Raw genomic sequence first — 24,334 nt, forward strand, 5'->3', positions numbered from 1 at the left:
ACACCGGGGCCACCATCCTCAACGGTTACGGTGCAATGGCCTTCGGCCAGCGTCACGTGTACTCGCAGCGGGCAGGGAATGGCATGGCGGCGTGCGTTTTCCAGTAGCGCCAGCACCGCCTGGCGGATGCGCGCCGGATCGCAGTCGGCCAGCGAAGACCGTGCGTCCAACGTCACCGAGAAACCACTCTCGGTCAGCGCCTCCGACATCGCTTCGACCACCGCTGCCACCTGTACGCTGACGTCGCTGCGCTGCAGGCGCAGATCGAGGTGGCCGCTCTCGGCAAGGCTGACCACGCGCAGGTCTTCGATGATGCGGGTCAGGCCCTCCAGCTGGGTGAGCATGCTGTTGAACTGCTCCGGCCCCGGCTCGAACACGCCTTCGGCGATGCCCTGCAGGCGGCCGCGCAGGATGGTCATCGGCGTGCGAAGTTCGTGTGCGATCGCCGCGTTCCAGAACACGCGGTTCTCCGACATCCGGCTCAATCGCTCGGCCATGGAATTGAAGTCGCTGACCAGCGTGGCGGCCTCGGTCATCGAGGTGTCACCGCCGCGCGCACGCGCCTCCAGATCACCGCTGGCGACGCGGCGCAGGCTTTCGGCGACCGAGTTCAGCGGGGTGATGATGCGCCGGGTCAGGCGCGAGGCGATCAATGTGGCCAGCGCAACGACCACGGTGGCGGTCAGGCCGATCCACAGCCATTCCAGGCCTGACGGCATGATGGTTTCCGGTTCGTCGTACCAGCGTGGATAGAACACCTCCATCAGGTAATAGAACAGGTAGAAACCACTGATCGACAGTACGGTCGAACATAGCGACGCGACCGTGATGGACAGCGTGATCTGGCGCCCGATGCTCTTGCCTTTGGGGTTCATCGGCTCAGTCCAGGAAGCGGTAGCCGACACCGCGGATGGTGGCGGGAATGCCGATGACGCCTGCTTCCTCCAGCTTGCGGCGCAGCTTGCTGACGTGGCTGTCCACGGTGCGCTCCTGCGCATCGCCTTCCGGCAGGCAGGTCTGGAGCAGATCCAGCCGGCTGTGCACCATGCGCGGTGCGCGCGCCATGTGTACCAGCAGACGGAACTCGGTGAGCGTGAAACTCAGAGCATGCACGTGGTCATCGGTGCGCACGGTGACTTCATGGCTGCGCAGGTCGATCTCGAACGGCCCCTGCCGGATCAGCCCGTTGGGTTCTTCTGCAATGGGCTTCGCGCTACGGCGCAGCACCGCCCGGATGCGGGCGACGATCTCGGCGGGATTGAATGGCTTGGCCACGTAGTCGTCGGCACCGACGCGCAGGCCAGTGAGCTTGTCCACGTCCTGGTCCAGTGCGGTGAGCATGATTACCGGGGTGTTGCCGCGCCGGCGCAACTCGCTCAGCACCTGCCAGCCGTCCATCTTCGGCATCTGCACGTCCAGCAGCACCAGGTCGGGGCGCAGCTGGCGGTGGCTGGTGAGGGCGGCTTCGCCGTCGGCGGCGCGGGCGCTGCGCAGCCCGAAGCGGGCCAGGTAGGCGCCGAGAATGTCCGCGATTTCGCCTTCATCTTCGGCAATGAGCACCAGGGGCGCCAGGTGCGTGCGGGCATCGGATTTCATTGCATGCTGCGGTTTCAAGTAAGGAATGGGAAACGCCGGCGACGGTGTCATCGTGGCCGTTCCAGGGTCTGCGCTTCTTCGTGGGCGGCCCAGGCCAGGGTGGCCAGCACCAGCGTGTGCTGCAGGGCGGGCGCCAGTGTTGTGGTGGCGCGCAGGTGCTGTGCGAGCAGGGTCGATACTGCCGCAGGCAGCTTGCTCCACCGCGATTGCATGCCCGTTGCGTCCACCCGGTCCTGCAGGCGACGGGCCATGCGGACCACGGCCCGCAGGCGCAGGGCAAGCAACGCAGCCACCAGGACAGCCGCCATCCCTGCTGGCATGAGGCTCACGTCAGCGGCGGAGGCGGACCAGGCCGCGAGGCCGATCAGCGACGCCGACGCCAGGGTGCCCGCGCGCGCCGAATGACCGGGGCCTTCGCTGCGGAACCACACCAACGCGGCGGCACCGGCGCCCGCCAGCAGGGGCGGCGCCGGGTTCGCGCTGGCAAGCATCCAGGCACTGGTCGACGCCAGAACCAGTGCAAGCAGCCACGGCGAAGGCGCGCACCAGGCAAGGTAGGCGCGGCGGACATCGATGGGAGGCAGGTCTGGAAACGGAAGGGACACGGCGGGGGCGCAGTCGGCGAGGCCGACAAGGCTAGGGGCCGTTGATGGAGACTTGGTCGAGATTGTGTCGAGATTTCGTGGACGCGATCCGTGCCGTTCAGGAGCGGGCCCCGTGCCTGAACGGATGTGCGGCCTCCATGCAATCTCCACAGTGGCTCCAAGAAACATCCACCACCACCTTCCAGACTGCGGCTTCTGCGGTCACATCCGGTGGCTGCGTGCATGCGAGCCTTCCGATGAACAACCGCAGGACCTGGATCATTGCCGCAATCGTTGTACTTCTTGCAGGCGGCACCGGTGGGTGGCTGTTCGCCGAAGGTGATGATGCCGCGCTGATCACGGCCCCGGCAAGGGTCGCGGACCTGGAAAAGACCGTGCAGGCCGTTGGCCGGGTCAACCCCAAGGAACTGGTGGCGGTGGGCGCGCAGGTGTCGGGCCAGGTCACGCGCCTGCACGTGGTGCTGGGCCAGCGTGTGCACGCTGGCGACCTGATTGCCGAAGTGGATTCGCAGCCGCAGCGCATCGCCCTGCGCAGCGCCGAAGCGGCTGCCAACACGCTGCGTGCCCAGCACGCGGCCAGCCAGGCGCGCTACGCCCAGGCCATCCGCGTGCATGAGCGCCAGGCGCAGCTGGTGGCGTCGCGGATGGTTTCGCAGGAAGGTTTCGAGTCCGCGCGGGTGGCGCGCGAAGCGGCGCGCTCGGAGGTGGCAGCGCTGCAGGCCCAGATCGACCAGGCGGTGACCCAGGTGGAAACCGCGCGGATCAACCTGGGCTACACCCGCATCGTCTCACCTTCCGACGGCTACATCGTGGCCATCGTCACCAAGGCCGGGCAGACGCTGAACTCGATGCAGACCACGCCGACCATCGTGATGCTGGCACAGATGGACACGATGACGGTTCGCACCGAGATCGCGGAGGCCGATGTGGAACTGATCGCGCCTGGCCAACCTCTGTGGTTCTCCACGCTGGGGCCGGGTGGACGCCGCTACGAATCGCATCTGCAGCAGCTTGAACCTGCGCCGTCGTCGATTGCCGACGTGGCCACCGGCAACACCGGCGGATCGGCGCAGACGCCGAAGGCGGTGTACTACGCCGGGCTGTTTGACGTACCCAATCCAGGCCTGAAACTGAAGCCGTCGATGACGGTGAAGGTGACGATCCAGCTGGCGCGCGCCGCCAATGCGCTGCAGGTGCCGTTGACGGCAGTGTCCGAGCGCGACGACAAGGCGGGCAACCGCGCGACCGTCCAGGTGATCGATGCCAAGGGGCGCGCGCACGAGCGGGCGGTGACGACCGGCCTGCGCACCGCGACTGCGGTGCAGATCCTGTCCGGCCTCAAGGCAGGCGAGAACGTGGTGATCGGGCAGGCGCCCAGCGGCGCGGAAGCCGAGCCCACCAGCCTGCTGGGGATGTGAACATGGTCGACGCGCTGCTGGAACTGCATGGCGTATCGCGCGCCTATCGCTCGGCCGCCGGCGAGGTGGTGGTGTTGAAGGACGTGTCGCTGCGCATCGAGGCGGGCGAGTTCATCGCCATCATCGGCCCGTCCGGTTCGGGCAAATCCACGCTGATGAACATTCTGGGCTGCCTGGACCGGCCAAGCGAAGGCAGCTACCGGGTGCAGGGCGCAGCAACCGAGCAGATGTCACAGGATGAACTGGCGCACCTGCGTCGCGAGCATTTCGGCTTCATCTTCCAGCGCTACAACCTGATGGAGAACCTGAGCGCCACGGAAAATGTGGCACTGCCGGCGGTCTATGCCGGCGTGGATGCCGATGCGCGCACCGCCCGTGCGCGCATGCTGCTGGAAACGCTGGGGCTGGGTGAGCGCACCACGAACCGGCCCAGCCAGCTGTCCGGCGGCCAGCAGCAGCGCGTTTCCATTGCGCGTTCGCTGATGAACGGCGGCGCCATCGTGCTGGCCGACGAGCCGACCGGCGCGCTGGATCATGCCAGCGGCCGGCAGGTGATGGCGGAACTCAAGCGCCTGCATGCACAGGGCCATACTGTGATCCTGGTGACCCATGATGCGGCGATTGCCGCGCACGCTTCACGCGTGATCGAGATCGCAGACGGCCAGGTCGTATCCGACCGTGGCATGGGTGATCCTGCGGTTGCACGCAGTGCCGCTGTGCCCGAGCGCAGTCCAGAACCGGCCGCCGAGCGCCGCGCGCGCCTGGATGCAATCAGGGAAGCTGCACGGATGGCGGTGCGTTCGATGCTGGCCCACCGGTTACGCACCTTGCTGACCATGCTGGGCATCATCATCGGCGTGGCTGCGGTGGTGACCGTGGTTGCGTTGGGCAAGGGCGCACAGGCACAGGTCGAGTCACAGATCAACGAACTGGGTGCCAGCACGCTGGACATCTTCCCGGGCGCGGACTTCGGTGACCCGCGCTCGGGCGAGATTGAAACGCTGGTCGTGGACGATGCCGACCACCTGGCCGCGTTGAGTTACGTGGACAGCGTAAGCCCCAACCTGAGCGGTTCGGTGGCCGCACTGCAGGGCAACCGGCGCGCCAACACACAGGTGCTTGGCGTGGGCGCTGATCTACCGCGTGTGCGCGGGCTGCGGCTGAAGGCGGGCCGGTTCTTCACCGATGCCGAGGTGGAGGCGCATCGCGCGGTGGGCGTGGTCGACCAGAAGGCGGCCAAGGCATTGTTCAACGGCAATCCGATCGGCGGCACGGTGCTGCTGGGCGGCATGCCGGTGGAAGTGATCGGCGTGGTCGGCCCCAACGCATTCGCCGGCGGAGCGACGCCGACGGTCTATGTGCCGTACACCTCCGCGTCCTCGCGCCTGCTTGGCAGCCAGCGGCTGGAGAGCATCACCGTACGCGTGCGGGATGACGTGCCAACCACCGCCGCTGAAGCCTCGCTGGGTGCGGAGCTGCAACGCCTGCACGGCCGGCGCGATTTCTTCATCTACAACGCCGACCAGATCCGCAAGGCGGTGATGAAGTCCAGCCAGACCATGGCGGCACTGGTTTCGGCCATTGCAGCGGTGGCGCTGGTGGTCGGTGGCGTGGGGGTGATGAACATCATGCTGGTGTCGGTGAAGGAGCGCGTGCGCGAGATCGGTGTGAGGCTGGCGGTGGGTGCCCGGCAGGGCGACATCCTGCGCCAGTTCCTGATCGAGGCCGTGTTGATCTGCCTGTTCGGTGGCGCGCTGGGGGTGTTGTTCGCATTGGGTGTGGGCGCCTTGTCCAGCCTGCTGTCGCTGGGGGTGCCGTTCCTGTTCACGCCTGGGCCGGTGCTCGCCGCGCTGGCATGTTCGTCTGCCATCGGGCTCGGTTTCGGCTACTTCCCGGCGCGCAGTGCTGCACAGCTCGACCCGATCCAGGCGTTGGCGGCGGAGTAGGGTTGCACCCGCTGCGGGGAGAGTCTCAGGTTGCAGGTCGCGGGTGCGTGCGGACGCGTGCGCGCTCGCGGTACAGGCGACTGTCGGCACGCTGCAGGGTGTCGGCCACCGACTCACCCGGCGCGTGGTGGGTCGCACCCAGTGAGAAAGGCGTGGGTGACCGACCGGCCTGCTGCGTATACCACTGCTCCAGCGCGGCCAACCGCCCCGGCTCCGGGCAGGTCAGCACCACCATGAACTCGTCGCCGCCCATACGCACTACGCTTTCCATTGCCCCCAATGGAGCGCGCAGGAAGGCGGCGAACTCGACCAGCACCGTGTCACCTCGCGCATGGCCCTGCGTATCGTTGATCTGCTTGAAATGATCCAGATCGAACATCAGGCAGGCCCAGGGTTGATCAACCAGCTCGTCCAGGCGCGGCAGGAAGCGGCGGTTGTAGCTCTGGGTCAGCGGATCCTTGAAGGACATCTCGCGCAGCTGCTGCTCCTGCATCCGCAGTGCAGTCACATCCTGTGCATGGCCCAGCACATAGGGTGGGTTCGCCTCACTGTCGAGCACGTTGTGATACGCCCAGAAATGGCGGGTGCCATCGGCAGCGATCAGTTCGATGACGCCGGCATCGGTGTGGTTGACCCTGATCCGCGCGAGATAGGCCTTGAATGCAGCACGCTTCTCGGGAGGCATCAGATCGCACAGGCTGCGCCCGATCATATGAGTCTCATCGAAGCCCAGCGACTGCACGGCCGCCGGGTTCACCGATGTCAGCACGCCCTCCAGCGTGTGCGTGCAGATCAGGCCGAGGCTGTAGTGGAACAGGCGCCGGTAGCGCGTTTCGCTCGCCTCCAGGGCATCCAGCGCGGCACGCTCCTCGGTGATGTCCTGGATGGCGCCGACCAGGCGAGGGTGCCCATCCACCTGCTGACGGCCACCGACCACCCGGGTCCAGATGGAGCGCCCATCGGCGGTGGTCATTGGCAGCTGCACTTCCCATGAGGTGCCTTCCTCGATGCAGCGCTGGACCGCGCTGCGGATGATGTTGCGACTGTCCTCCCGATAGAAGGACAGTGCGGTGTCGAACGTGGGTTGATAGTTGCCGCGCACGCCGTGGATCTGCTTGGTTTCGCGGGTCCAGCGCACTTCGTGGGAGAGCAGGTCCATCTCCCAGCCGCCCACCCGTGCCGCGCGGTTGGTGCGTTCCAGGAAGTCCTCGCTGCGTTTCAGTTCGCGGTGCAGTGCCTTGGCCTGGCCGACCTGTGCCATCAGGGTGCTGCGCTGTTCCAGCACCTGGGTGGTGACCCGCGCCAGATGCACCATCAGTTCGCGCTGGGAGGGGGACAGCACACCGGGCATCGGGTCGAGCAGGCACAGCGTGCCGATACGTGCGCCGTGCGCCGAGCCCAGAGGGATGCCAGCGTAGTGGCGGATGCGCGGCCCACCCGTCACCAGCGGATTGGTGGAAAAGCGTGGGTCCTGGCGCGCATCGGGTATCTCGAACAGCTCGTCCTGGCGTATGGCATGGGTGCAGAAGGAAATTTCGCGGGCCGTTTCGCTGACGCTTTCAAGGCCGATGTTGGCCTTGAACCACTGGCGGTCTTCGGCCACCACGCTGATCAGGCCCATGGTCAGGCCGGTCGCGGCGCGGGCCGCGGCGACGATGGCATCGAACACCGGCTCCGGGGGCGTATCCAACAGGTGCAGTCGTTCGATTTCGAGCAGTCGTTCGGCTTCGTCCATGGCGCTTTTCAGGGCTGGGTGGCGAGGGCGGTTGCGGCGGCTGTCTGACGCTACGCTAGTGCGCGCGCCGTTATGTATCGCCACGGCGGGGTGATGCCGATGTGAGGTGGGCGCGCTGGCTCAGTGTTGTTGGAGCGATGCCTGCAAGGCGGCGGCCAGCGCCGCGTCTCCGGATACCAAGTCCTGCCAGCGTAGGATGATGCCCTTGCGTCGCCCCTTCTCAACCAGCTTGAGGCCTTCGGGGTCCACGGTGAGGGTATAGGGGAGGCCATCAATGTGCACTTCGCGGCGCAGTGGTTTGTCGAGCGGGGTCATCATCGTTTCCTCGCAGGGGCGGAAGCGCGACGTGGCTGGATCGATACGTGACGGTGATCACGGATGTGCCATCGCCAGGGGAAATCAACAGCGCGGCTGATGCCGATGCGGGGCCCGACCACTGGATCCTCCGGGGGGCGCACGCCATCGCTGGCGATGACAATGCCGTGGCTGCCAGTCACCAGGTCGGCGCCGTCGAAACTGCGGTCCAGCCCGAAGGCCTGCGAGAGCTTGCCCGGCCCGCTGGCCAGATCGTGGTCGCGGCGCGCGGCGGGGCGCAGTTCGCGCATGCGCTCCAGGCCCACCAGCGGCTCGATGGCCCGCAGCAGCACCGCCACGCCTTCGCCCACTTTGCCGCAGACAACGTTGCTGCCCCAGTGCATGCCGTAGGTGAAGTAGACATACAGGTGCCCGGCCTAACCGAACATGCTGGCCGTGCGCGGCGTCTGCCCGCGATAGGAGTGCGCCGCCGGATCGGCGCTGCCCGCGTACGCTTCGACTTCAACGATGCGACCCGTTCGGCCATCGTCACGGACCAGAAGTTTGTTGAGCAGCTCGGGCGCAACCTCGACGGGCGGGCGCCGGTAGAAGCTGCGGGGGAGGATCTGAAGAGCGGCGGGCAACCAATCCGGCACGGTAGAGGCAGGCTCGGGCAAACGGTGATGGCACTGTGGCACCAAACAGGTGAAACGGGCGCAGACGCAGTGTCATTCCTGCGCAGGCGGAGCGGCCAGTGCCGCGCGGCGGGAGGCATAGATCTCGGGCGTCTGCGGCTTGATGAACAGCGCCACCAGTTCCGGATATTCGCGCTTCACGGCTGATTCGATGCGGGTGATGCACGCCTCGATCTGGGGTGTCTTCCGGTCATCCTCGAATTCCGCGCTGAGCATGGCCACGACCTGTTCCGGGCCCATCTGCATGGTGGTCACGCCATTGGCGCGGCGCAGGTCCGGATCGGTTTCGGCCACAGCCATGATCCGCTCAGCCACCGCAGGATGGGCCGGCTCACCCACCAGCAGTCCCTTGGTTTCGCGTGCGAGAAGAAAGGCGGTGGCGGCAAGCACGCCGGCGATGCACAGCGACGCCACACCATCAAGCACCGGCATGTCCAGGACCTGGGCGGCCACGAGCCCGATCAGTGCGAAACCCAGGCCCAGCAGGGCCGCGCTATCCTCCAGCAGCACGGTAAAGGTGGAGGGATCCTTGCTGCGACGGAAGGCTTCGAAGTAGCCCAGTTTGCCCTTGGTACGCCGGAACTCCCGTAGCGCGACCCACCATGAGGCCCCTTCGAACAGGATGGAGATGCCCAGCACGCTGTAGCTCAACGCGTGGTTGGTGGCGGGCTCCGGCTGGCGGATGTGCTGGATACCTTCGTAGGCCGAAACGCCGGCGCCGGCAGCGAACACCAGCAGGGCGACGATGAAGCTCCAGAAGTACAGTTCGCGGCCATAGCCGAACGGATGTACCGGGTCCGGCGCCTTGCCGGCGCGGCGCAGCCCGTACAGCAGCAGCACCTCGTTGAGAGTGTCGACCAGCGAATGCACGCCCTCGCTGAGCATGGCCGAGCTGCCGGAGATGCCGGCGGCGATGAACTTGGCGATGGCAATGGCCAGGTTGCCCGCGAGGGCGGCGTAGATGACCAGGCGGGAACCGGTGGGGACAGACATCAAGGCAAGGGGGAGGGCAGGTGGATGCCTGATCTTCCGGACGGGGATGTTCCCGGGATGTGCAGGTGTCCGATGTGCCGGGGCCGGGCTGGCGCCTAACTGCCACTGCGATCAAGCCGGTTAGACGATGTGACTGCGGACGCCAAGCCCTACGCTGGGGGTCAGTCCTCGTTGCCGATCCTGTTCGAAACGACGTTGGCTATTTTCCCTAACCTGAAGAGAAATCGATGAATCACAAATCTCCCTGGTACGCCCTTATCAGCCTGGCGCTCTGCGCTACCGTCGCATCGATCTCCAGCACCCTGCTGTACATTGCGGGTCGCACGTTTGTTGCAGTGGCAGGTGCAGCCCCGATGGCAAGCTGGGGACGCCCTGGATACGGGCTGCTGATCGTCATCGGGTTCCTCGCGCTGGCGACCTGGTACTTCGGCGCGCGCGCGAATGTCGCGCAGAAGGCTCTGCCGGTCCGCTTCTTCATCTGATACCACCGTTTGGGCCCGGGGTGCCGGCCAGCGGCCGGCACTACCGTTCAATCGGCCATCACGCGCCCAATGGCATCGGCCAGCAGGGTGCGTACCCGCGCCGGCGGCAGGTCCGGATCGCGCACCGCACGCATCGCCAGTCCCTCCACCAGCAACCGCAGCAACAGGGTGCGCCCGGCAATCCGTTCTTCGTCCAGCGCCCGGCCAAGGCTCGCATCACGCTGGCGCAGCCAGGCCTGGATGGCGGCGCTGGTCTGCTTGTCGTGGGTACGCAGCACAGCGGCCAGCTCCGGATCGCGATGGGCCTCGGCATTGATCTCCGCATACAGCGCAACGCTGGCAATCGCGTTGCCGTGAATCGGCAGTACCTCACCACGCGCCCATTGCTGGTAGCACTCCAGCAGCCCGTCGACCAGGTCGGAGGCTGCGGGCATCTCGCTGATCGAGGCCTGGTCGTGGCGCAGCTGGCGCTCGATCAGGGCCAGGATCAGGGCGCGCTTGTTGGCGAAATAGCGGTACATCAGCCCCTGGCTGATCTCGGCCTCGGCAGCGATGTCGCCGATGGATCCGGCATGGAAGCCGCGGGTGATGAAGCACTTCTGCGCGGCGTCGAGGATGCGGCGGCGCTGGGCCTCGGCATGGGCCGCAGCGGGATCTTCGGAGGTCAGGGCTACGGCGGATTTCGGCGTCATTGCGTGAGGTCAGGGCGTCCAGAGGCGGGATAGTACGTCACAAAAGGTGTGAATGAACGGTCATTCATTTGTAATTCCCGCCTCCCAGACTGCGCCGGCCTTCTCCTTCCGCGAATGAGTCCGATGCGCCACGCCACGTTGCACCGCCCGTTGCTCACCCTCGCCATCGCTGCCGCTCTGCCGGCGCTGGCCCATGCCGAAGAAAGTCCAACCGCAGATGCCAGCGCATCCGCTGATGCAGCGCGCACCGTGGTCGCCCTCGACCAGGTGATGGTGACCGCGCAGAAGCGCGCTACCAACCTGCAGGAGACGCCGATCTCGGTGTCGGTGGTCGATGCCGAGGCGCTGAAGGATCGCAGCGCGATCTCGCTGGGCAGCCTGTCCGATGGTTCCATCCCGTCGCTGCGGGTCACACCGTTCGCCACCCGCAGTTCTGCACTGAACATCGGCATCCGTGGCATCGGCGCCTCCGGCGACGCCAACCAACCCGCACGCGATGCCGGCGTCGGCATCTACGTCGACGGTGCGTTCATGGGCCGTGCGCAGGGCCTGGGCAGCATGCTCTACGACGTGGAGCGCATCGAAGTGCTGAAGGGCCCGCAGGGCACGCTGTTCGGCCGAAATACCGAAGGCGGTGCGGTGAGCATCGTAACCAAGGCGCCGACCGGCGAGTTTGGCGGCAGCGTCAGCGCGGGGGTGTCCAACTTCAGCGGCTTCAACAGCGCGCTGCACCTGGACCTGCCCAAGGTGGGCGATGTCAGCTTCAAGATCGACGCCGTGCAGGCCAAGCGCGGCGGCACCACCGACAACCCGATGCGCGGCGAGCGTGACTTCAACAGCTATGACAAGCGCGGCGCCCGCCTGAGCGCGCTGTGGCAGCCAAGCGATGACTTCTCGCTGCTGTACGCCTTCGACCGCTCCTACGATGCCACCACGCCGTACCACACCCAGGTGCTGGCACCGGGCGCCTACCTCAGCCCGCTGCAGAAGGCCGGTGCCAGCCAGGACCGTCGCGGCAGCGCCATCCTGGGTGGACCGCAGGAAGACAACATCGGCCGCACCAGTGGCCATCTGTTGAACCTGTCGTGGGTATTGAATGACAACCTTGAGCTGAAATCGATCAGTTCCTACCGCGAACTGACCCAGGGCCAGTTCGACATGGGCCTGGTCGATGCGATTTCGGCCTACGGCGGCGCCGGCACGCCCTTCGGCCGTTACAGCCTGGCGCAGGTCTACCAGCACCAGTACAGCCAGGAATTCCAGCTGATCGGCAACACTTCGCAGGTGCAGTTCCTCGGCGGTGCGTTCTACTACCACGAGACCGCCGGCGACAATGCGCAGACCCCGAACATGCTGGTGTGGGGGCCGGGCGGCAACAGCTACACGGTGAACCCGGCGACCAACCCGCTGGATCTTTCCCGCGTACGGATCGACCGCGCCAGCAAGGCGTGGACCGACAGCCTGGGTGTATTCGGCCAGGCCACCTGGACGCCTGAAGCGCTGCAGCGCCTGCACCTGACTGCCGGCGGTCGCTACACCCGTGATGACAAGAAGGGCAGCCTGTACATCGTCAATGGCGCGGCAACGAACCTTGCGTTCAAGGACCGCTGGAGCCGCTTCGACCCGATGGTGAACATCGCCTACGACCTTGGCGAGCACGCAATGGTCTATGCCAAGTACAGCACCGGCTTCAAGGCCGGCGGTGCCAACTCGCGCTCGACCAATTACACCGCTTTCGGTCCGGAGGAAGTGACGGCCTATGAGCTGGGCTTCAAGTCTCAGTTCTGGGACAACCGTGCGCGCCTGAACCTGGCCGTGTTCGATTCGACCATCGCGCACAAGCAGATGGACTTCTCGCTGCCGTTCGACCCGAGCAGCGGTGAAACGCGCACCACCATGGTCACCACCAACGCACTGAGCGATGGCAAGTCCCGGGGTGCGGAGCTGGAATTCAACGTGATGCCGATGGACAACCTCACCCTCGGCCTCAATTACGCCTACACGAAGATCGATGCGCAGACCGCGACGGACCCGTTCGGCGCAGGCGTGCAGGTGACCGTGCAGCCGCTGCTGGCCCCGAAAAATGCAGGAAGCCTGTCGGTGGACTACCTGGTGCCGTTCGCCAACTTCTCGGCGCTGAAGTTCCATGTGGATGGCAACTGGTCCGATGGCTACTACACCAGCGAGTACGACCAGATGCTCACCGACAGCTCCTTCGTGGTGAATGCACGGGTGGCACTGGTGGATGTGCCGGTCAACAGCACCGGCGCCACGATGTCGTTCTCGTTGTGGGCACGCAACCTGCTCGATGAGCAGCACCTGTTCTACAAGATCAACAGCGCGGCGCTGGGCCAGAGCGGCATCTTCAACGACCCGCGTACTTTCGGCCTGGAAGTGGCCGTCAATTTCTGATTCCAACGGAGAGCCCCATGAAGACCCGCCATACCGAACTCGCCCTGGCCCTGATGCTGAGCCTACAGCTGGCCGCGACGGCTGTTGCCGCTGATGCGCCGCAGGCCGTTTCCACGAAGGTGCCCGCCGCCGCCAATGTGAAGCCTGTTGCGGCAGATGCGCAGCGCGTGATCCCGTTGCAGGGCGCGTGGAACGTGCGTACGTTCGCCGGCCTGCAGGGTCGCCACGGCCCGATTCCAGCCAATGCGTTCGTGCGTACCGCCGACCTCGGCCGCCTCACCGATGCCGACCGTGATGCCCTGGTCGCCGCGGGCGTGAAGCTGGACATCGACCTGCGTACCGCCGATGAGGAAGCACAGTCGCCGGACCTGCTGGCCCGCGATGATCGTTTCGATTATCAGCGCATCTCGCTGATGGGCACCGAGAAGATGGACCTGCAGAAGATGATGGCCAGCTTCCCGGATTCGTTGGGCGAAGCCTATGTGCAGTGGCTGGACCACAGCCAGCCGCAGTTCAAGCAGGTGTTCCGGCGCATCGCCGCGCAGCAGGATGGTGCGGTGCTGTTCCATTGCACGGCCGGCAAGGACCGCACCGGCATCATCGCCGGCCTGTTGCTGGACCTGGCCGGCGTGTCGAAGGCCGAGATCGTGCACAACTACGCGATCTCCGCGCATTACCTGGAAGGACAGCCGAAGGACAGCGCGATGAACGCGCAGCTCATGGCGCTGGTCAAGCAGAACCCGGAGATCGGTCGCAAGATGGCGGGCATGGCAGGTACTGCGCCGGACAACATGGAGCAGTTCCTGGCGGCGCTGCACAGCCAGTATGGTGGTGCGGAGGGTTACCTGAAGGCGATCGGTGTCAGCGAACAGGAGATCCAGCAGTTGAAGGTGCGGCTGGGGCAGGCCGGCTGATAGGTAGTGCCGGCCGCTGGCCGGCTCCCCTTTGACGCTCAGAGACCGAAGGAGTGCCGGCCAGCGGCCGGCATTACCCGCAGCCAGGCGGCCTGGCTCTACTGATCGGGCTTCACCCTCACCACCCGTTTCCGGTACTCATACACGTTGTCACCGCGGATGCGCTTCTCCTCGGTGCCGGTGACCCGGCCCACCTGCTGGTCCGAACCGGTCACGGGCTGTGCCTCGATTTCGGTCTCGTGCTCGAAGGAATGCGATTTATCGGTGTTGCGGTAATAGCGGTACAGCGCCCAGTACAGCGCGGTTGCGCCGGCTGGACCTGCCGCCAACAGCCAGAGGCCACTGTCGTCGCTCATGTCGATGCCGCCAGGAAGGCAATTGCGAGGGTTTCAATGACGGTGCCGGTGGCCAGTGCCGCCAGCAGCATCTTCCATTGCTGCACGGGCACGCTGCCCATGGTTTCGCCTGTACGGCCGTTCACTGCGATGTAGTGCAGCATGCCGCCGTTCTTGCCGGGCTGGTGGTACGAGTACAACCACACCGGCAGGTACATCGACACCCAGCGGGTGCCATGCACCTCCAGCTGCTCCTGCTCCCAGCGCACGCCACGGTTGTAGCGCTTCACCGAACCTTCCACCTGTGCGCGGGCAATCGACAGCAGCTGGTCTTCCAGTCGCGGCCGCAGCTTCTCCACGTCCAGGTCGCGCTTCTCCGAAGTGAAGCCAGCAAGGTACGAGGCATTCCACTTCACCGCGTTCTTGGTATCGAATGGCAAGATGGTGTTGATGATGTTGTTGGTGTTGGCGCGGATATCAAGATTCCCGCGCTCGGCCGAGGATTCCAGCGGAAGGTCATCCACGGTGAAATCGACCTGGCGTTCGACCTGGTAGACGTCGGCGTCATACAGGGTGCGCTTGTTCTTCTCGCTGCCCACGGTGTACTGCCGGGTCTGGATCTCGCCCTTGCCGGCCACGGCCGCGCTGACATTGCTGTCGACGATCATGTAGGGCAGGAACACGCCCACCACGTTTTCCGGGGTGAACTGGTCCTTGAACGCCTTCAGCGCGAACATGCGGCGCTTGTCGACGAACTGGCGGATGCGCGCGACCGCATCGTCTTTCTTGATATGGAAGGGCAGCACCGCATCAGGCACCGCGCCATTGGCGATCTGCTCGTTGACGCCGAATACATGGCGGCACCAGTGGCAGCGCGCCGTCATCGTACTCTCGGTATTGACCGTGACTTCTGCGCCGCAACCGGTGCATTTGAACGTCATCAGTGCCGAGGTGTCGGCATCGATGTCACGTGCGCCAGAGGCGATGACCGTACCGCGCAGCTGGTCGATGGCTTCGCCAAGGCCGAATTCTTCCTCGACCCGCGCGCCATGCCATTCGTGACGGCAGTACAGGCAGACCAGGATATCGGTCCCGGCCTTCGGCCGGATGTCGGTTGCGCCGCACTTCGGGCAGCGGTTGAGGCCGTCCTTCAGCTCGCTGGCCGAGGTATCGATGGCCACAGGGTCGGGCGCTTCCACTTCATCGCGGATGGCCTGCGGCAGCTTCGAGGTGTCCAGCGGGAAGCTGCCGGGCAGGGGAGGGACGTCCTGCGGCGAACCGGGCCCATCCAACGACGCCGCCGGCAAGGGCGGCGGCGTCGCGGGCGCGGATCCGGGCAGCGGCGGTGGGCCGTTTCGGGGATCGGACATGTTGGGTGTGCGTCCTGCCGTTACAGGCCCAGTGCCTTGGCTTTCAGGGCGTCATAGTCGCCCTGCGTGATCAGGCCCAGGTCCAGCATTTCCTTGGCTTTCTTCAGCTTGGCCACCGGATCGTCTGCGGCCGGTGTGACCGGCTGCTGCATGCCGCCGACACCGAACATGCCAGACGCCATGCCGACACCGACCAGGCCTGCCGCGCCGCCGTTTTCGCCGGCCGACTGGATGCCCTGGGCGACGCTGGCCTGCAGGTTGGAATTACCGCGCGAACCGGACAGCGCATCGGCGCGCTGCACGGTCTTCAGCAGCTCGCGGGTGTTGGCGTCGTACTCGATCGAGACGATGGCGGTCTTGACGATGGCCAGGCCGCGGTCGGACTTCCACTGGTAGCCCTGTTCAACGGCGGCCGACAGGCTCTGCGCGAAGCCCAGCGAGTCCTGCTGCAGCTTGGTGATGCGGTTGCCCTTGCCCGGATCGTTGGTATACAGGCTGAAGGCCGGCGCCAGCGAACCGACCACTTCATTGAACAACTGGCTGGCGGCGGCGTTGTCCAGATCGGTGAAGTCGAACACCTGGCCCGGCTGCAGGTAGCTGGCCGGCACGAAGTTCTTCACAAACAGGATCGGGTCGACGATCTTCAGCGTGTACGAGCCACGGGTGACCGCGCCTACCTGGGTGTTGAGGAAACCGTCGTCCCAGTAGATTTCCGACTGGGTGCCGAAGCGGTTGTCCGGCAGTTCCTTCAGCGAGACGAAATAGGCCGCCTGCTGCGAACCCGGCTGGCCGCCGAACTTGAAGCGTTCCCAGCTCTGCTTGATGAAGGTGCTGACCAGGCCGTCGCCGGCGAAGATCGACTGCGAGTTCAGATCGTCCGAGCGCCACTCGTAGCCACCCGGTTCGGCGACGAACGCGGTGATCGCGCCGTCCTGGAACAGCAGCAGGCCGTAGCCCTCCGGCACGATGATCTTCGAGCCGTTGCTGATGATGTTGGACGAGCCGCTGGTGTTGGAGCCGCGGCCGGCGTTGGTGCCCTGCGGCACCGCCGCGAACAGGGCGGCCGTGGACGGCAGGCCCGCCGGCACGGTGTAGAAGTCCTTCCACTGGTCGGCCAGCACACCGCCAACCGCACCCTTCACCGCCTGTACCAGACCCATGACCAACTCCCTGTGATTCGAAGGCAGGCACCATGCCTGCCGAGCTGGACTGAATATAGCAGTGGCCGGGGGCAGCTGTGGTGCCGGTGGGTGAATGCCGTCGGTGCCTTCGATCGCTTGCGCCGAGATCGGCTCAGCGCGTCCGGGCAGTAGATTGATCTGGCATTCAGGCGCACCACCGGGACATAATCAGCCTGCCTCAAATAAGGCAATATGAACTTCAGAGTATCAACGGAAGAACAGGGGGATTCATGGATGTTATTCGCGTTCTGGTTGAAGAGCCTTCCGAGGGCAATGTAAGAAACGGCCTGGCATCGATGCGCTCCGGCATGGCACGTGTGGTTGAAGTAGGTGCCATGGAAATGGACGATAGTGTCCGAAAGATGGCCGATCATTTCTCGAAGATGCTGGAGGATGGCTTTCTGGCGTCGACTTCAGTCGTTGTGGACGAAATCGAACTTTCGTTGGCCGTAACTGCAAGCGGCGGCGTTGAACTGCTCGGGAAGTTCTCGGCCGGAACCCAGGCGGGGCTCAAGCTCAAGCTCAAACGGAAGGGCTGATGGGATGAGCACTCAAGCCAGCAGTTTCATCGAACGTCGGAAGCAGGAACAGGATCACCCGCTCGGAAAAGTGCGTCCCGAACTGATCGCTGAGATTGCCGAGGAGCTGGAACTACCTGTGGCAACTGGCTTGCCAGATGCCATCTGCCGGGTTCAGATGGTTCTTCAAGATCTGCGGCCGCTTCTTCCGGAGTCCATCATCAGCCGCCTTGACGATGGCCGGATCTCAGCTGCGGAGATCTGCGAGCACAACCCTGCCGTATACGTCCAGACGTTCCAGGACGGGAGTTACGGCATCGTGGTGACCTCAGCGCTCCCCGAGTACCTCTATCGGGTCGCAAGACCTCTTTCCAGTGCGCTCATTCGTCTTGAAAGCAATCCTTCCATGGGGCTTGAGCTTGACGAGCTGGCACGCATTCTCAGCGAAATTGTCTGGTGGCAGTGCGAGGGCAGTTTCGGTCCTGACTACGAAATCTCAAAGCATCAGCGCATCTATGCCAGCGAGCTCGCCATGCGTGCTCAGCGTTTTCTGGTTGCACATGAACTCGCGCATGTGATGTGTGACGTCGAGGATAAGCTGCGAGAGGAGCGGCCAGAAGCCGTCGGCGCCGTGGAGGAGGAGCTTGTCTGCGACTACATCGCGGTGCAGCTCTCGATGCACGCCAGTTTGGCGCGTAATGATGATCCGAATTTCCACATGCTCAGCTATGCCGCTGCGGAGTTCGCGCTGCAGTCGTGGTCCTTGCTGGAACGCCTGGGCGATCGTGCGGCTGATGCCGGCACTCATCCTGCTCTCCCCGATCGGCTTGCGGCGATGCGAAGGGCTCTGCGCGATTGCTGTGAGGATGACGCGGCGTTCGAACAGATCGTCTTGGTTGCAGATCTGATCGATAGTGCGTTCTCCAGGGCTGCTGATCTGCTGCCAGACATCGAAGTGCGGTTCTCCGCCGAGGCCAATGCATTCGCAGACGACATCCATGCACTGCTTGATGAGTGCTCACTCGAAGACGTCCCTGACTACGCCCGATTCCGGGAAGAGATCAGGCCCATTCTGGGACGTGGTTATCCGGTGAAGCTCGTCGAGGCAGTGCTGAGTCCGGTGATCGATGGATTCTTCCTCGCGAATCGATCGGGATCGCCTGAATTCTCTGATGAAGAGATCAAGCGGCGCTTTCGCCGGATGAAGCTCCTCTATAGTCTGCAGGGAAACTATTCAAAGCCGATGGACACACTTCTGGAGTGTGTATTCAGCCGATACCGATAATGAGGGCAGGGCAGCCGGCCCAGCCATGCCGATGACTGGCTGGGACGAGCTGGTCAAGTAGCTACAACATGTACGGAATCTTGAACGCCAGCGTGAAGTCCGGTGCATCCGGGGTCAGCCCGATGCCCAGCAGCGTCACCAGCGTGGTGTGCTGGTTCAACGCATAGGTCACGCCCAGGTTCAGTGACGCCGCGTTGGCATCGCTGCCGATCACCTTCATCCACTTGCCGCCCTGGAAGCGGGTGGAGGCGCGGGCGCTGATGCGGTCGCTGAAGGACAGACTCAGGCTGGTCCGCTCGTTGAATGCGAAGGCAACACCTGCACCGAAGTACACCGAGCCGCCCAGCTTCACGTCGCCTGGGTTGACCGTATCCGGATTGCTGTCGATGTCGCTGAAGCCGCGAGGGATGGAGTGCACGTACCCGATGTTGGCGAACAGGATGGCCGGGTCAGCGGTCTTCACCATCGACAGGCCGAGGTTGGCCTGCCATACGCCGTTGCCGGTGGGCTGCTCGCGCGGCACGGCGAAGCGGATGTAGTCGTCGTCATCGCGCTCGATCACCTTCCAGTCCAGGCCGTAGGGCGCGCGCCCGGTGGGGGCGGTGACACCGGCCGTGAGCACGGTCTCCGGGCGCCAGCCGCGTTCGCCGAACAGCCGGTAGTTCGCGCTCAGTGCAATGTCGCCCAGGCCGTTGCCGTTGGTCTGCTCCTGCGCGATGGCGGCCGCTGCACCGCCGGCGCCGCCTTTCTGGTATAGGGTGCGCCGCGCCAGGTAGGGCACATCCAGGTTGAGGGTCAGGTTCGGGCTGACGCCCCAGCGGGCCGCCACGTTATAGGTCAGCGAGTCGGACTCCACGTTCTCGATGGCGATATTGCCTAGGAAGATGGCGTCCAACGCGAGGAAGCCGTTGAGGGTGAGCTGCTTGCGGTCATAGCGGGCGTAGGTGAGGCTGTTCTCGATGGTGAAGCGACGGGAGAACAGGGCCGATTGCTGCTGCTTCACGTCGTCCACGCTGCGCCGCGACTCCTGCTTGGCCTGTTGGGCCTCGGCAGCGGTACTGGCGTAGCCCTCGCTGCTCGGTGGAACCGCGGCGGCCGCTGCCTGCGCCAGTGGTGCGGCCGGTGAGGTCGAGGCTGGGCCAACCCGCCCGCCCAAGCGTGCCTGCATGGCCTGCACCTGCATGTCCAGTTCGCGCAGCCGCCGCACCTCCTGTGCGTAGTTGGCTTTCAGCTGTTCCAGCTGGTTGGCCAGGGCCTGCACGTCTGCGCCATCGTCAGGCGTCGGCGGCACGGCAAGGGCGGTGCCCGCCAGCGCCGCCAGCGCCAACGGGGTGATCCTCATCAGGGTGTGCATGTTCGTGTCCTGCGTTGTGGAGCGTTTCCCCCAATGCCAGGCCCTGCTACTGGCCCGGCCCCATGCCGCGGTTCAACGCAATCGCCTGGGCCACGTTCTGGCTCAACGGCAGGTTGCCGCCCACGGCGTTGCGCACCAGCTCCAGCCGCAGCTGGTTGCTGGCGATCTGGCCGTCACCGGTAAGGGCGATGCCCTGGCCGACGCTGCCATTGCGGATCCACTGCTGCACCAGCCCCTGGCCATCCACCTGCAGCAGCAGGCGTGCCTGGTTGCCTTCCAGCACGGCCGTCGCGCTGGCGCCGGCCTGCTGCGCGGTGACGTTGCCTGCGCCATCAGAGAGAACAGCCGGCACGCCACCCTCGCGGACGGTCAGCGTGGTGACGTTGCGCGCGACATTGCCATCGCCGGCCACCTGCACGCTCTGCACCAGGCCGCTGGCATTGGCCAGGCCGCTGCTGTCGATGCTGCGTCCGTGGGTATCGGGCAGCGGCGCATCGGCTGCCGTGACATGCACGCTGGGCTGGAAGCTGAGCTTCGGCGCGCCACCACCGCGGAAGTCCATGCCCAGGGTCAGGCTGCCCTGCAGGGTCGTGCCGTTGCTGGCCTGCCACTGCGACACCATGGTGACCCCGAACCAGGCAACGTTGTTGCCACCCACGGTGTAGCGCCCCCGCATCAGGCTCAGCTCCGGGTCGGGGATTTCCGTGAGTCCACGCCCGGTCCTGCCGTCGGCGGCCTGCAGGGGCAGGGCAGGGGCCATCAGCAGCAGCGCCATCCATACGTGTTGACGGAACATGGTCGTACCTCCTCAGAACAGGTCGGCGTGGCTGAAGCCGAAGTCGACCAGTTCGGCATCGGTGATCGGCCCTTGCCGCGCATAGAGCGCGCGGGCACTTGGCCGTTCGCTGGGTTGCAGAAGAACGGTGTTGCGATCGAAGTCGCTGCCGATCACCACGAAGACCGCGCGAGATGGCCAGGCAGCCAGGAACTCCGGCAGCGCCAGGCTGCGGTTGCCGAGGATCGGGTCGGCCACTTCCACGATGCCGTTGCGGACCTGCTTGAGCACCACGAAATGGCGGAAGCCGCGCACATCCATCAGCACCAGTCCTGGCACGCGAAGGGTGCGCAGTCGTGTTTCATCGATGCGGTAGCCCCGGCCACGCATGCCGAGCGATTCCACGTAGCGCTTGATGTCGAGCAGGGAGAAGCCGCGTTCGGCCACCAGCGCTGGATCGGAAACCCCCATCATTCCTTCGATCACCGTCGCTTCGTCGGTCTGCAGGTGATAGGCATGGCGCAGGATGGTCGCCAATGCGGCCGCCCCGCAGCTGTAATCGGTGTGCTGGCGCACCACGTTGCGGTAGCGCCGCTCCTGCATGCTTTCCACCTTCTGCTGCAGCAGCGCGCCATTGGGCAGCACGCCGGCGAAGTGGACCTCGCCCGCCCATGCCGATGCGGTGCCCATCAGCAACAGGAAGGCAAGCAGGCGCATCGATGGAGGGCAACGGATCATCTACGTTCTCCGGCAGCAGGGGGGAGCCCCTGTCCCAAGGGGGAGGAGGAACAGGGGCTCCCGGGGACCCGGCCATTGGCGGACGGCCGGGTGTTGCGCTTACTCGCCGCTGCCACCACCGCCGCCGGTGCTGGGCTGGGCCACTGCCAGGGCCAGGCTGTTGGCCTGCAGGTTGCCGGTGCCCGCAGCAACGTTCACGCCGATGTTGCCGGAGGCGCCCGAGAAGGCACTGCCGGACAAGGCCGAGGTGTTGGTCGCATTGACGTTCACCCAGCGCGTGGTGCTGACCGTGCCGCTGAGGCTGGCATACAGGTCGGCCACGCCCAGTTCGACGAACTGGCTGGTGCCACTCTCACGCGTATCGAAGCCCAGGCCGCCCACCCCCGGCCGGTTGGGGTTCATCGTGGCGTTCTGGATCTGGCTGTCCAGATCGATATGGCCGGTGCTGTTGCCACCCGGGTGCGGCAGCTCGCCACTCCACGTATCCAGGTAGTAGTTGGCCATCTGGTAGGCGTTGCCGGTGCCGCGGTAGGTGCCCGCGCCATAGGCCAGTGTCAGGCCGCTGACGCCGCCACGCATGCCGACCTGCACGGTATCGGTGTAGGACTGCACGAAGCCGGCGTTGCTGACCGTGTTGCCGGTGGAGACCTGGTTGGAGCTGATGCTCGACTGGGCCACCGCCGTGGTCGCTACCGACGCCGCGAGCGCGTTCTTCTGCTCATTGTTGTTGCCCGAGGCGATGTTCACGCCGATGTTGCCGGACGCGCCGCCAAAGGCGTTGCCGCTGAGACCTGCGGCGTTGGTGACACCGGAGTTCATGGTGGCGTTGCCGAAGCCGGCCTGGTTGACGAACACCTCGGCGTCGGCCATGCCGAAGCTGAAGGACGCATCGGCCGCAGACAGTGAGGCCGCGTTGTCCTGCGCATTGTTGTCGCCGGAGACGACATTGAAGCCCAGATTGCCCGAGGCACCGGCGCCGACGCTGTCACCGATCGACGCGCTGTTGGTGACCAGGCTGTTGCTGGTGGCGTTGTTGCTGATCGACTGCCGGTTGTCGATCACGGCAATGGCCGCCGAGTCGAGGTCGATGTCGCCGGTGATGTTCGGGTCGCCGGAGAAATTGATGTCGGTGCTCAGGCGCAGGTCCTTCTCCAGGTTCACATCGACGCCGTGGTTGTTCTTTTCCTTGCGTTCGTCGGCCTGGATGTTGCTGTGCTTCTGCACGTTGACGTTGACGGTGCGGTTGCGCACGTCGTTGTCGGTGTGGTTGTGCGTGTCGTTGCGGGTCTCGCTGACGGTGTGGTTGTGGTTGATGTTCGCGTTGGCGTTCTGGTTGTCCCAGCCATTGGCCGCAGCGGCGGTCGAGGCAGTGGCAATCGCCATGGCGAGCATGGTCTGTTTGACGGTCGCTTTCATGGTGCCCTCTCTCTCATCAGGTGGTGCATCGGTTGGGTGGTTGTCACGGGCGGTCCTGCACGACCAGGCCCAGTACGTTGGCCGTGTCGTTGCCGTTGCCCGCGATCTGATTGAGTTGCAGGACCCCGTCGAATCCCCGCAGTGCGGTGCTGGCTACACCGGCGCTGCGGGTGCCCGTCGCGACGCCGCGACCGGTGTCGTCCCGCCCCCCTGCCAACGCGGAACCCTCGGCGGCCAAGGCCGTATCGTCGGTTTCGCGTATGCCCTGTCGGGCCAGCGTCGCGCTGACGACGTTGAGCGTCGTGTTGGCGATGCCGCTGGCCTGGTTGATGGATGCGATGCCACTGGCACCGGCCAGTGCGTCACCGCCAATGAACGCGGTGGCCTGCAGCGGCCCGGACAGCACGCGGTTGCCCTGCTGCAGTTGCCGGGCATTGATCGCCACGTCGGCGCGATCGCCCTTGGCGATACCCCGCAGGTTGGCCTGCACGTTGAGGTCGCCGGCGGCCTGGTTGACGGCGATGGCACCCGTCGCCCCGGCCAGTGCGTGGCCGTCGATGCGGGCCACGTCGAGATAGGCGAGCATGCCGCCGTAGTCATCGGCCCGGGTCGCCCAGGGCGCGGCAGCGAGCAGCAGAAGCAAGCCTTGCAGGGCCTTCATTTTCCACCTGCCGGGGCCGTGCCCTGCAGGGGGAACTGGGCCAGTGCGCCGCGCACGGTATCGGCGATACCGCGGGTGCTGCTGCCGACCGCACCAAGCGGACCGCTCATGGCGCCCCCGAGGTTGCTGCCGACCATGCCATCACCACCGCGGCCAAGCGTGCCGCCCAGGGCCTGCTGGGTGACCCGTTCAACGGTAGTGCCGCCCGGTGTCGCGACGGACGCTGCCTGGCCGGCACCCATGCCGGCATAGTCCTCATCGCTCAACTCGTCCATGCCGTTCGTCGTGCCACCGGCGCCCAATGCGGTGGCGATCTCGCGCTGTGGCTTCGGGTCGGCAATCAGCGCCATGCCCGGAGGTGCCATGCGATAGGCCGGCCGCGCGGATACGTCCCGCAACAGGACGATTTCGCCCGGCTGTGCCTTCACGCCCTGGCGGGCGCCGGACGCGGATGCGCCCGCGCCAACCAACAGCAGGGCGGTTGCCAGTGCTGCGGCCAGGCAGCGAATCAGGGTGGTGCCGTCCATGCCGATCTCCCGCGATGGGTGCGGCGGAACCACGCATCAACCGTGCCAACCTGGAAGTGCCCACCCGCCAAGGTCGGGACCGTGCAGCACCTGACCGTGCTGCTGCCACGGTGTTACAGGCACGTCGCGGAATCGTTGGGATTTCGAAGCCCCAGGCACCGCAGGGCAAGGGCGGCGGGCAACTGTCGCATGGGTGTTACAGGTGGCGCCGCCGTCTGCAACGGTGCCGGTTCAGCCACGAATTTCTTGACGCATTGCTCATTGCGCCGCCGTTTAGGGAAGCGCTAGGATCCGCCCAACAAAGGCCGCCCCGGTGGCCGTAGAGGTCCCGGCGGGGGGCGGCACGCCGGCGATTGCCTGACAGTCCGCCGACGGTGTCCGGATGCTGGGGG

Annotated in this window: 23 protein-coding genes and 1 pseudogene; 7 read left to right on the forward strand and 17 right to left on the reverse strand. The window is 65.5% G+C overall.

What is annotated here, in order from left to right; genetic code table 11:
* The 3 genes from G5A07_RS00005 to G5A07_RS00015 all read right to left on the reverse strand — a co-directional run.
* The coding region (locus G5A07_RS00005; RefSeq protein ID WP_191862267.1) for a histidine kinase dimerization/phospho-acceptor domain-containing protein at nt 1-875 on the reverse strand (875 nt) is incomplete at its 3' end.
* A gap of 4 nt (nt 876-879) precedes the next feature.
* Entirely contained in the window at nt 880-1,596 is a 717-nt protein-coding gene (locus G5A07_RS00010) for a response regulator (RefSeq protein WP_191862268.1), read from the reverse strand.
* A 47-nt stretch (nt 1,597-1,643) separates the two neighbouring features.
* Nucleotides 1,644-2,087: a hypothetical protein gene (locus G5A07_RS00015; RefSeq protein WP_228354556.1), complete on the reverse strand. Its 444-nt coding sequence runs from the start codon at nt 2,085-2,087 to the stop codon at nt 1,644-1,646.
* 350 nt (nt 2,088-2,437) lie between these two features.
* On the opposite strand from G5A07_RS00015, the gene G5A07_RS00020 reads away from it, so the two are divergent.
* Both G5A07_RS00020 and G5A07_RS00025 read left to right on the forward strand, forming a co-directional pair.
* Nucleotides 2,438-3,619, forward strand: coding sequence for an efflux RND transporter periplasmic adaptor subunit (locus G5A07_RS00020; protein WP_191862269.1), 1,182 nt, complete (start codon nt 2,438-2,440; stop codon nt 3,617-3,619).
* 2 nt (nt 3,620-3,621) lie between these two features.
* Nucleotides 3,622-5,565, forward strand: coding sequence for a MacB family efflux pump subunit (locus G5A07_RS00025; RefSeq protein ID WP_191862270.1), 1,944 nt, complete (start codon nt 3,622-3,624; stop codon nt 5,563-5,565).
* Between the two features lie 25 nt (nt 5,566-5,590).
* Here the strand turns inward: G5A07_RS00025 and G5A07_RS00030 are convergent, their stop codons facing one another.
* The 4 genes and pseudogenes from G5A07_RS00030 to G5A07_RS00045 all read right to left on the reverse strand — a co-directional run bounded on the left by G5A07_RS00030 (nt 5,591) and on the right by G5A07_RS00045 (nt 9,282).
* On the reverse strand, nt 5,591-7,300 hold the full coding sequence (locus G5A07_RS00030; RefSeq protein ID WP_191862272.1) for a PAS domain S-box protein: 1,710 nt from the start codon (nt 7,298-7,300) through the stop codon (nt 5,591-5,593).
* 120 nt (nt 7,301-7,420) lie between these two features.
* Nucleotides 7,421-7,615: a hypothetical protein gene (locus G5A07_RS00035; RefSeq protein ID WP_134957701.1), complete on the reverse strand. Its 195-nt coding sequence runs from the start codon at nt 7,613-7,615 to the stop codon at nt 7,421-7,423.
* Nucleotides 7,615-8,250, reverse strand: a pseudogene (locus G5A07_RS00040) (DNA-3-methyladenine glycosylase). Before G5A07_RS00040 ends, G5A07_RS00035 begins: the two are co-directional and overlap by 1 nt.
* 72 nt (nt 8,251-8,322) lie before the next feature.
* The gene (locus G5A07_RS00045) at nt 8,323-9,282 is read right to left on the reverse strand and encodes a cation diffusion facilitator family transporter (protein ID WP_191862273.1); all 960 of its coding nucleotides are present in this window, start codon (nt 9,280-9,282) and stop codon (nt 8,323-8,325) included.
* Between the two features lie 227 nt (nt 9,283-9,509).
* On the opposite strand from G5A07_RS00045, the gene G5A07_RS00050 reads away from it, so the two are divergent.
* Nucleotides 9,510-9,764 carry a hypothetical protein gene (locus G5A07_RS00050; RefSeq protein ID WP_191862274.1) on the forward strand — a complete coding sequence of 85 codons (255 nt, stop codon included), beginning with the start codon at nt 9,510-9,512 and terminating at the stop codon, nt 9,762-9,764.
* A 47-nt stretch (nt 9,765-9,811) separates the two neighbouring features.
* Here the strand turns inward: G5A07_RS00050 and G5A07_RS00055 are convergent, their stop codons facing one another.
* Nucleotides 9,812-10,456: a TetR/AcrR family transcriptional regulator gene (locus G5A07_RS00055; protein WP_191862275.1), complete on the reverse strand. Its 645-nt coding sequence runs from the start codon at nt 10,454-10,456 to the stop codon at nt 9,812-9,814.
* Nucleotides 10,457-10,570: 114 nt separating this feature from the next.
* Here G5A07_RS00055 and G5A07_RS00060 point away from each other — a divergent pair, with 114 nt between their 5' ends.
* Nucleotides 10,571-12,868, forward strand: a complete 2,298-nt coding sequence (locus G5A07_RS00060; RefSeq protein WP_262405757.1) for a TonB-dependent receptor — start codon at nt 10,571-10,573, stop codon at nt 12,866-12,868.
* A gap of 17 nt (nt 12,869-12,885) precedes the next feature.
* Entirely contained in the window at nt 12,886-13,782 is an 897-nt protein-coding gene (locus G5A07_RS00065) for a tyrosine-protein phosphatase (protein WP_191862276.1), read from the forward strand.
* Between the two features lie 98 nt (nt 13,783-13,880).
* Here G5A07_RS00065 and G5A07_RS00070 read toward each other — a convergent pair whose 3' ends face one another.
* Genes G5A07_RS00070 through G5A07_RS00080 form a run of 3 tightly spaced genes read right to left on the reverse strand, consistent with a single transcriptional unit; the run spans nt 13,881 to nt 16,647 of the window.
* Complete coding sequence (locus G5A07_RS00070; protein WP_046983345.1) at nt 13,881-14,138, reverse strand: hypothetical protein; 258 nt, start codon at nt 14,136-14,138, stop codon at nt 13,881-13,883.
* Entirely contained in the window at nt 14,135-15,487 is a 1,353-nt protein-coding gene (locus tag G5A07_RS00075) for a TFIIB-type zinc ribbon-containing protein (RefSeq protein ID WP_191862277.1), read from the reverse strand. The genes G5A07_RS00070 and G5A07_RS00075 overlap by 4 nt, the downstream gene beginning before the upstream one ends.
* A 20-nt stretch (nt 15,488-15,507) precedes the next feature.
* Nucleotides 15,508-16,647 (reverse strand): SPFH domain-containing protein, encoded by a 1,140-nt coding sequence (locus tag G5A07_RS00080; protein WP_049433787.1) that lies wholly within the window; start codon nt 16,645-16,647, stop codon nt 15,508-15,510.
* Between the two features lie 251 nt (nt 16,648-16,898).
* On the opposite strand from G5A07_RS00080, the gene G5A07_RS00085 reads away from it, so the two are divergent.
* Both G5A07_RS00085 and G5A07_RS00090 read left to right on the forward strand, forming a co-directional pair.
* Nucleotides 16,899-17,207 carry a hypothetical protein gene (locus G5A07_RS00085; protein ID WP_049433520.1) on the forward strand — a complete coding sequence of 103 codons (309 nt, stop codon included), beginning with the start codon at nt 16,899-16,901 and terminating at the stop codon, nt 17,205-17,207.
* A gap of 4 nt (nt 17,208-17,211) precedes the next feature.
* Nucleotides 17,212-18,471 (forward strand): phage exclusion protein Lit family protein, encoded by a 1,260-nt coding sequence (locus G5A07_RS00090; protein WP_171954346.1) that lies wholly within the window; start codon nt 17,212-17,214, stop codon nt 18,469-18,471.
* A 61-nt stretch (nt 18,472-18,532) separates the two neighbouring features.
* On the opposite strand, the gene G5A07_RS00095 is transcribed toward G5A07_RS00090, so the two are convergent.
* From G5A07_RS00095 to G5A07_RS00120, 6 genes are all read right to left on the reverse strand, one after another.
* The gene (locus G5A07_RS00095; protein WP_191862278.1) at nt 18,533-19,825 is read right to left on the reverse strand and encodes a transporter; all 1,293 of its coding nucleotides are present in this window, start codon (nt 19,823-19,825) and stop codon (nt 18,533-18,535) included.
* A 46-nt stretch (nt 19,826-19,871) separates the two neighbouring features.
* The gene (locus G5A07_RS00100) at nt 19,872-20,621 is read right to left on the reverse strand and encodes a hypothetical protein (RefSeq protein ID WP_029380027.1); all 750 of its coding nucleotides are present in this window, start codon (nt 20,619-20,621) and stop codon (nt 19,872-19,874) included.
* A 12-nt stretch (nt 20,622-20,633) separates the two neighbouring features.
* The gene (locus G5A07_RS00105) at nt 20,634-21,338 is read right to left on the reverse strand and encodes a C39 family peptidase (RefSeq protein ID WP_019659781.1); all 705 of its coding nucleotides are present in this window, start codon (nt 21,336-21,338) and stop codon (nt 20,634-20,636) included.
* A gap of 99 nt (nt 21,339-21,437) precedes the next feature.
* Nucleotides 21,438-22,754, reverse strand: a complete 1,317-nt coding sequence (locus G5A07_RS00110) for an adhesin (protein ID WP_191862279.1) — start codon at nt 22,752-22,754, stop codon at nt 21,438-21,440.
* Between the two features lie 43 nt (nt 22,755-22,797).
* A complete protein-coding gene (locus G5A07_RS00115; protein WP_049409615.1) occupies nt 22,798-23,415 on the reverse strand; it encodes a hypothetical protein in 618 nt (205 codons plus the stop codon).
* Nucleotides 23,412-23,942 (reverse strand): hypothetical protein, encoded by a 531-nt coding sequence (locus G5A07_RS00120; protein WP_191862281.1) that lies wholly within the window; start codon nt 23,940-23,942, stop codon nt 23,412-23,414. The genes G5A07_RS00115 and G5A07_RS00120 overlap by 4 nt, the downstream gene beginning before the upstream one ends.
* Nucleotides 23,943-24,334 lie beyond the last annotated feature (392 nt).

Source organism: Stenotrophomonas sp. AS012628, from assembly GCF_010608305.1.
In the GTDB taxonomy this organism is placed as follows: domain Bacteria; phylum Pseudomonadota; class Gammaproteobacteria; order Xanthomonadales; family Xanthomonadaceae; genus Stenotrophomonas; species Stenotrophomonas geniculata.